The 9,124-nt window shown below is 31.9% G+C and carries 8 protein-coding genes; all 8 read right to left on the bottom strand.

Annotated elements, in window-relative coordinates; genetic code table 11:
• A partial coding sequence (locus LPH68_RS24585; RefSeq protein WP_230297190.1) for an O-antigen ligase family protein occupies positions 1 to 992 on the bottom strand: 992 nt, incomplete at its 3' end.
• The gene (locus LPH68_RS24580; protein WP_008021500.1) at positions 976 to 2,130 is read right to left on the bottom strand and encodes a glycosyltransferase family 4 protein; all 1,155 of its coding nucleotides are present in this window, start codon (positions 2,128 to 2,130) and stop codon (positions 976 to 978) included. The genes LPH68_RS24585 and LPH68_RS24580, both read right to left, overlap by 17 nt.
• Positions 2,127 to 3,236, bottom strand: a complete 1,110-nt coding sequence (locus tag LPH68_RS24575; RefSeq protein ID WP_008021498.1) for a glycoside hydrolase family 99-like domain-containing protein — start codon at positions 3,234 to 3,236, stop codon at positions 2,127 to 2,129. The genes LPH68_RS24580 and LPH68_RS24575 overlap by 4 nt, the downstream gene beginning before the upstream one ends.
• A 76-nt stretch (positions 3,237 to 3,312) precedes the next feature.
• A complete protein-coding gene (locus LPH68_RS24570) occupies positions 3,313 to 3,969 on the bottom strand; it encodes a DapH/DapD/GlmU-related protein (RefSeq protein ID WP_270828079.1) in 657 nt (218 codons plus the stop codon).
• A gap of 86 nt (positions 3,970 to 4,055) precedes the next feature.
• Complete coding sequence (locus LPH68_RS24565) at positions 4,056 to 4,961, bottom strand: alpha-1,2-fucosyltransferase (protein ID WP_008643083.1); 906 nt, start codon at positions 4,959 to 4,961, stop codon at positions 4,056 to 4,058.
• A 1-nt stretch (position 4,962) separates the two neighbouring features.
• Entirely contained in the window at positions 4,963 to 6,204 is a 1,242-nt protein-coding gene (locus LPH68_RS24560) for an NAD(P)/FAD-dependent oxidoreductase (RefSeq protein WP_008021492.1), read from the bottom strand.
• Positions 6,205 to 6,558: 354 nt separating this feature from the next.
• Complete coding sequence (locus LPH68_RS24555; protein ID WP_015532609.1) at positions 6,559 to 7,674, bottom strand: WavE lipopolysaccharide synthesis family protein; 1,116 nt, start codon at positions 7,672 to 7,674, stop codon at positions 6,559 to 6,561.
• A partial coding sequence (locus LPH68_RS24550) for an oligosaccharide flippase family protein (protein ID WP_230297189.1) occupies positions 7,659 to 9,124 on the bottom strand: 1,466 nt, incomplete at its 5' end. The genes LPH68_RS24550 and LPH68_RS24555, both read right to left, overlap by 16 nt.

The following is a 9,124-nucleotide window of genomic DNA, read 5'->3' as shown; positions in this document are numbered from 1 at the left end:
GGCAATAATATAAAAGGATATTTTACTTTTAATGCTATCGACCGTACAATATCTTCATAAAAAGAATAATTGTATCCATATCCAGTCAAAATAAAGAAAGGATTATCTATCAAAGAAGAAAAAAATAATTTCCAAGCGCCAATTCTAAGTTCAATATTTCCTTCATTTCCTGTTGTACTTATAGCCTCTTGAGTATATAATATTTTATTTACTAAAGGAATATATTCACCATAAATACTCACCACACTAATTAAAATAATTAGAATTACAATATACCCTACAAAATATTTCTTTTTTCTTATTGTCTTAATTACTAGACCACATATTACACACATGAAACAAACTAAAGCTTCTCTACTAACAGAAGACATCAAATTTATAACAGTAAACATCAGTGTAGTAAGAAGCATTGATAATTTAATTTTTTTGGAGAAGAACAATACTAAAGCAAATGTAAATATAAGACATGAATAATCTCCAAAGACACCGTGGGCTGATAAACCTGACGAAACAAGAGACATTGATTTCAAATCAAAACATTTATTACTCAAACCTGAATTGAAACCATTGCCACTCCAAATAGAAACCGATTCTGACAGCTGAAACAAAAATAAACATAGACTTAAAAAAGAGCATAAAAAATATGAGTAAAGAATCTTACACAAAATTCTAGGGTTACATTTATATTCAACATAAGCCAAATATCCAAGAGGAATATAAATTATTCCTTTAATAACTTTCAGTAATGACGATATTTCAATAACATAAATAAAAGAATAAATAGTTGAGACTAACACTATTCCCCACATAGCCAAAACTATTCTCTGAAATTTAAGTCTAATAAAAGGAAACAATAAAGGAAAAAATACCAATAAAAATATTTCAACTAAATATAAATTAATTTCCCCCAGTTTTAACTTAGGCATGAAAGGAGTAAATATGGCCAAATAAAGAATTAATTTGCCTATGTCCAAATTAAAGTTGTTCTTCATACTGCTTTTCTATTGCAGAAGCAATAATTGCACTTCCATGTTCCCAACCTTTTTCCGTTTCCGCATAATCTTCCCGCAAATATCTCTCCATTTGTTTTATTATATACGGTTTTTTATACAGAAGCAAAATTGAATCAACAAGCTGTTTTACGCTTCGCGGCTCTATTAGAATTCCAGAATACTCATCAACAACTTCAGAAAGTCCTCCTACATTAGTCGCAATTACAGGTTTGCAATATGCAAAAGCAGTCATAATCACTCCACTTTGTGTAGCATCGACATACGGACAAACGACTATATCTGTATTAAATACATAATCAGCAATTTCCTCATTAGTAAGAAATTTGTGTATAAACTTAAAATTGCTATACTTAAGATAAGGATCTATATCGAAATATAACTCGCCTGATCCAGCTATCGTTAACTCTATATCTTGATAGCCTTGTTTTACTATTTCTTCAAATGCGGAACAAAGATATTCTATACCTTTATATTGAGAAATTATCCCCCAAAATAAAATCTTGAACTTTCCATCTTTTTTCTTATTACACGGTCTATAAACTTTCATAAATTCAAATGTACTCAAATTGGAACAAAATACATCTTGAGGAGATAGTTTATAATTTCTAATAAAAGCTTCATATTGCTTCGTATTAAAAATAACTTTATTACGAATCAGTTTAAAAGCAAGATAACGAAACAATATAAGCCACTTTTTTTTATATCCAGAATGAGGAAAAGGATCATGAACTAATAATACTATTTTATGATAGTAAAACAAAAACAACAATACAGTATAGGGAGCCGTTGTATCAGTTAATATAACACTAGGTGATATTTTTCTCACAACTCTTACCACATCATAAGCTTTCTTTATTGCGTTAAAAAAATTTTTATTAGTCAAAGAATAAATCAAGTAGGTTTTTTGAAGATTAAAAAATGAAGAGAACTTTGTCATTTCTTCATAATCTATAGCCCTATTGATTCCTCGTCTAATATTCTTTATACCAAATTTATTAGGAATATCCTGTCGACAATCAGTGACATAATACAAATCATAAGTTGTATTTAAACGCTTCACAATACTTAGATTTGGTTCCAATAATGCCATTTCAGAAACAAAAGCCACTTTTTTCATTTCCCTAATGTACTATTCAATGCCTCATGTAAGGCGTTAATATATCCCTTCCCAAATGTAAGATCAGGTTCCATATAATTACCTTCTCCCCATTCATTCCAGGATTTCAAAAAGATTAATTTATTTCTTTTATATTGAACTGTCTTAAGGGCATCTTCAACATGCAATCTAAAAAATTCAGGGGATTCATTTAAAAACATACTGCCTTTCATTCCACTTCGTGGAGTATGATCCCAATTAGGTACAATGCATGGAATCACATCTTCACTCCCATCTATATTTTTATTTATCAAATACGGAATGCACTTTTTATAATCAACAGCAAATTGAGGATAATGATAAAACAAAGATCTTATTTTCTGACGTATATAATATAATATTTTTCCTCTTTTATTTTGAGCATCAAATATGACACTAGCTAAACGCTGAAAAGTCACAGCATTATATCCTTTTTCAATAAACATCTCTTTTTTATTAATGCCACCTACTATATTAGCTACTATATAAATGCCATCCAACCACCCAGCCTCACGAGCCAATTGTTGAAACATATCAATATACTTCAGTGGTAAAGACACTGGATCATAAACAACTAAAAGAGGCATTCCATCTATCTTTATATATCTTTTATCCCTAAAAGCACGATTTAAATAAGAAAAATGCATTTCAATATCCTCCTCTCCCGGATATGTTTGTTCCATTAATAATTTATCTCCTGTGGAATCTTTATCAAATGTTTTAGAATACCAAGAATGATTAGCCCATGCTAAACAAAAAGGAAAATCAGGTTTACCAGATTCAAGAACTTCATCAAATACATCTTGCATAAGTCTCTTTCCATTTCCAAACCAATAATGCCAATAACAAAACCCAAATATTCCAGCTTCTTTTGCAAGTTTTACCTGCTGTTCTCGTACAACTGATAATCTCAAATCATAATAGCCCAAATCAGCAGGAACTCGCGGTTGCCGATGTCCTTTAAATAAAGGCTTAGCTTTACCAACATTTGTCCATTCTGTAAAACCATTTCCCCACCATTCGTCATTTTCTGAAAATGGATGAAATTGAGGTAAATAAAATGCAATAACTTGCGCTTTTCTATTCATATATTAATTTTATCATCATTTTTTCAACTTCGCTGTTGACAGTTAGCAATATTTTTACCTATATTGCAAATTCTTTTCAATCTAGCAATGTCATCATTTTAATGACTTTAGCTGGTACTCCCCCTACTACTGCTCCACTTGGAACATCATGAGTTACCACAGCATTAGCTCCGATTATTGCCCCATCTCCAATAGTCACCCCTGAAAGTATACGTGCACTCTCACCAATCCAAACATTATTACCGATCACAACAGGACCTTTTGCATAAAGTGGTCGCAACGATGGAGGAGTATTTAATTCTGACTCTATATTTTTACCATGAGAATTATCAGAAATATAGACATATCTACCTGTTAACACATTATTACCTATTGTAATACTATGACAAGCAGTAATATGACAATACTCCCCAATTCTACAATGACTGCCAATCTGAATAGAAGGAGTGTAATCGTATCCAGCATATTTATCCCATGCCGTAAGCACTATTCCACGAGAAAGAATTGTACCATAATCTATTTTAACATATTGCAGCCCTTTAAGCTGTCGCGCGTGATATATACGACCTTTAATGTCCTTGAAATGCCAATGGATAGCATAATTAAATAATCTACCACATACTTTGCCTGGCAATAAAAAAAAATATTGAAAAATATTACATAATGAAAATACGATCTTCGACAACATACTCATATTTCTTATTTTTCCAATGATTTCCTTAACAGTTTTCACTTAAAATATTTTTACATAAAAAACGATAAAATAACAGAAAGTTCAAACCATGGCATCAAATTTATTTAATACATTCTAGCACTTATTTACAATGAAATCCAATCTTCACACATTATATCACAAGTTGAAAAAAACGAATTGATTGGATTGAAAAATCTTTTGGGCCCAACAACAATCTTATCCTGATTTGCATTAAGCCATGCTGCCCACCAACTATAAGTACTATTTCCTATAATATTATGCTTAGCACATGACATCAACTGCATATCTCGAAAATTACGTTTCCCTGATACCTCATTCCAATCTACTAACATGTATTCAAATTCAGGAAGATTATCTTTTACCCAGCAAGGATTATCCGTGAATACATAAAAATGAGGGTTATTTATATGCTTTCTCATATAATCAATTGCTTTCATATAATAATCGACTGTACATAATCCTTTTCCCATCAATTCTGATTGCATATAATCATCACCTTTACGTAAGTGAATAGCTACAGAATTTTCCTGCGACATTTTTGCTGCAACCTCAATATTTTTTAATTCATCAAAAGGCAAAAAAGTAAACTGTTTACGTATATCATCCTCACAATGTCTAAAATACTTTTCGCTTTGCCAAAAACCCTTATAAATACAATTTCTAGTAGCACATTTCTCCATGTCAGGTACATATCCATACATAGGTTCGTCAATGTATACTTCATCACCGATAAAATTATGCCATTTCTTCATAAACTCTTGAAATCTTCGCTCCAAGCCATTTCGCGGTAAAGAAGGAAATACCCACTTAAAATGCCCCTCCGGCATTACTTTTATATCTATCGAGGGAAAAGCATCTTGAAGTCTAACCAATTCAAATGCCCATTGAGAACGTGGTTTAAAGTTACTTTGATCAAAACAGACATCTAACCCCTTAGCCATCAGCCCCCGACCAAAAGCATAATGAAACATTTGATTTGCCAATCCAGCATTTACATTTACGGCTATCATACTACTTCAATTTATTATTACACAAATCTAGAGCTGCCCCCATTGCTACATCCATATTATAATACTCCCATTCAGCAAAACGTCCAAGAAGAAATAGACCTTCTGGCTCAGTAACACATTTCACACTATTGACAAATTCACGTGTATCTTTTGCTTGGATTGGATATGTATAAGGAGCATAGTTATGTGCTATATATTTGGGATGATATGGTATACGAGAGAGATTATCAATAATATCATTCTTACTAATCTCATCTGTAAACTCAATGGTAGCCGACATTACTCCATTCGCACGATTTGACTCTGCAAAATTACCTGTACAAATGATACGGTGTGCCTCATGAATATGACTTGGCATATAAATCCAGCTATATGGATTATCTTCAATCTCACAAAGTACAGTTGTGGTACCATGGGCTTCAAGAGCTTCAATACCTTCAATATAAGCCGATAAGTCAACTCCTTTAACTATTAAAGGTATTGACTTCATATTGCCAGTAAAAATAACTCTATCACAAATCTCTCCGTTCACAGACCATCCTTTTTCTATTTTTTCAATAGATTTTACATCTACATTATAATGTATTTCAAGTCCTTCTGAAAGGCGGTTAGCGACAAACTGCGAACCCTCTTTTTTCGGATAAAAAAACGAACTATGTACAAAAGACCTTTCCTCAATATGCTTAAAATTATTATAAATAATATCTTCAAGTGTAGGCATTGGTAATTTACCAACCAACCACGACAGTGGAACGTTTGTCAGTGGACGACGCCAGATCTTTTCATTGTATGGTCGAAAATATTCACGATAAAGTGTCTCACCAAAACGAGCTCGCAAAAATTCTTCAAAATTAGTAGGTTCTACAGGCTTATTAGTAGCCATTAACACAATATCATTAATAAAATTTTTCATCATCTCATCTGAAAGTTGATAAGCATGATTCTCTATTGGATAAGCAATTATGGTATTATCAGCCATTGAAACAACTGAATTTCGATCTGCCATAGTAAACTCGTCTTTTTTGTCAAAATGACTCCAAAACCAATCCAATACATCCTGACGTTTTGTGTTAAAGACATGTCCTCCAGTGCGATGAAACAAATGTCCATGCACTCTATCACATTTTACCATCCCTCCTGGACGCGAATCTGCCTCAAATAGTTGCACATCATGTCCATACTCCTTAAGAACCTGCCCAATACTCAAACCTGATATACCAGCTCCGACAATAATATATTTCATATTCATATTATTTATTATTAATTTCAAAACTCTTCTTGTACACAAAAATTAAAGGAATTACAGTCCCTACAGCTACATATAACGGACACCACCATCCTGTGAATTCACTACATCCTAAATGCCATAAATGACCTTTTACTGAAGGATATTTTGCTAATATATTATAACCCAATTACATACAGCAAAGCAACTAAATTAAAGGCCAACATATACCCAATAAGAATCTGTAGCGATTGGTCTTCACAGCATAAAAAACTTAACACTATAAATCGGTCACTTATTACTAAGTAAAGTGAAAGGTCCATCGTCGTATAATGGCTAGAACACGAACTACAGAAACTATTAAATTTTTCATTATTCTATAGTGTAATTAGCCTTCTCGTTTTCCATCCACTCTTCATATATATACTTATGGTTCATGATATTAATAAAATCAGATGAACTTATATGCCGAAATGGATCTCTATAATTGTGCTTACCATCGTATTCACAGTAAAACTGTCCCAGGTCATTGAGTCCATACTTATTCCACAATGTCAATAAGTCCTCCGAATCTACAATATAGCAATACTCACCTAGAAAATTCCACCAATCTTTGAGACTTAAATCAGAATTATGATATTTCTGAATAAAGCGTTTGGTTATATTTATTTCAGACGCTGGCCACTTAGCAAGAGTTTCACCCGTCAGTACTCGCTTTGTATCGAAATTATCTTTTCTATAACAATGAATATTCCTATCATCATATGGAATATCAAATAAGTTTATAAGATCATCAGTATATCCAAAATAGAGAAAATCTTGCAGCCACATAGGATTAAACATTTGCCCCCAATTACCAGCTTGTGTTATTATACGTCCTTTCAATCCATAAACATTACTAGAAGAAATCGTATTTAATTCAACAAGGCTCTTAAGATATTCAAAAGCAAATTCACGATAGACACGTAAATCTGATCTATTCTTTAATGCAAACTCTGCTCCCAATTCTTTAGCTCTTTTCAATCCAGCCAAGCTTGTGCAAATTTGATAGTTTACATTCCCCAAGCCACACACAGGTATATCTTTATTCAAAACAACTTCGCACCCTAATAATTCCAAAGTCCGTACTATAGATGGGTCTGTATAATCCCAAGTACTAACTATGATAATTGCTCCCGGAAACAATCTTCTATATAATTTAATAGTCTCAAAAGTAAATTCATCACGCATCTCTATCAACCCTTGAAGAACAATAGCAAATTCACCAGAAGTAGTTGTAGTCTTTATATTACTAGGAATAAAATAATCTGCTTTTTTGGGGCGAAGTTTATAACAAAAATAGTTATCTGAATATTTTTCAAAACTACGAGAAAAAATATCTAGCATAACCTTTTCATTTCTACATAAACGAATCATCAATGAAATAGTACATGAAAAAAACTTTCGCAATATACTCTTAATCAACTGCATTTTTATTTCTTTAAACATTTATTTTGAACAATCGCAAGGCCTTCTAATATCAGCGAATCCTTTAGCAATAAAAGTGAAAGTACATATATAAAAGCTCCTACGCACATCATTATAATGCACATCAATAAATTATTCCAATTTAATGACTGAAGCACAAACAAGCCTCCCCCCATTAAAATAACAGCGAATAAATAATGTATTATTGATTTATCGAATAACCTAATAGAAATATACTTTCTTCCCATGATGTACAACCCTGTAGTTGCAACTAGTTCTGCAGCTAAATACCCCATAGCAGCACCATAATGCTTGAATGTAGGAATAGTCAAAAAACACACTAAGAGGTCTGTAATACATGCCATTAAAGTTACTTTCACCATAATATACACTTTCCCTTTAGGATAAAGAGTCTGCATCCCAAATACATTTGAAAGTCCCACTAAAACCAGCAAAACAGATAAAATCTGAGAAACACCTATAGATGGTATAAAACTATTACCACCCAAAATAGGTATAGCATATTGACTAACAAAGAACAGTCCAACAGATATTGGTAAAGAAACTCCAACAGTAAACGAATATACTTTTTGAGAGATTGTAGCAAATTCTTCATCTCTTCCTTCAGCCATCAAATTCGAAAACCGAGGTAGCAAAATTGCAGTTAACGAATCTACTATTCCAAACACTAGTGAAAACAATTTTATACCACCATAATAATAACCAACATATACATCATCAGTCATAAATCCTAAAATTACTGGATTAAGAGTAAGATATATAGTAGATAATAAAACTAATAAAAATGTTATACCTACAGACTTTAAATGCTTGTAAGGATTAATACTACGTCGATCAATATTACATATACACAAATATTTACGTAATCTAATAAAATTGAATACACTATTTCCTACCGATGTAAGAGTAATTGTAATACCATACCATAGAATATCATTTTTTGTCTTTACTAAAGTAAACAATAATATAATCCCAATCATACGGACAATCAAACCACGAACCGTAATATATTTAAAATCTTCAATGCCTTTATAAAACCATTCACATCCAATGGTAGTAAGAAAAATAGAAGAACTTAACAACAAGAAAAGAGGTAAATCTGTTTGTATCTTGGGAACTGTAAAACATAAAATAGCAACGACCAAATAACCAATCAAGGTAGTAATTCCATGTAGAGATAATATCTCAATCGTGGTAACATTAAGTTGCTTTCTATCGTTTCTCACTCTAGCAATTTCTCTTACTGCATATAATGGTATACCTAATCCTACAACTAAACTGATATATGATATTATTGATTGATAAAAGTTCACTTCTCCTATTCCTTCTGCTAACAAAATCCTAGATGAATATGGAAACGTTATTAAAGGAAATAGAATTCCAGAAATAGTATTCAATAGATAGAAAATATAATTAGCTGTTATTGATCTTGACATAAATATTAAAATAC

It is taken from the genome of Bacteroides sp. 1_1_30, from assembly GCF_020982715.1.
Taxonomy (GTDB): Bacteria; Bacteroidota; Bacteroidia; order Bacteroidales; family Bacteroidaceae; genus Bacteroides; species Bacteroides xylanisolvens.
Note: the sequence above shows the minus strand (reverse complement) of the source record. Positions and strands in the feature narration are given on the sequence as shown.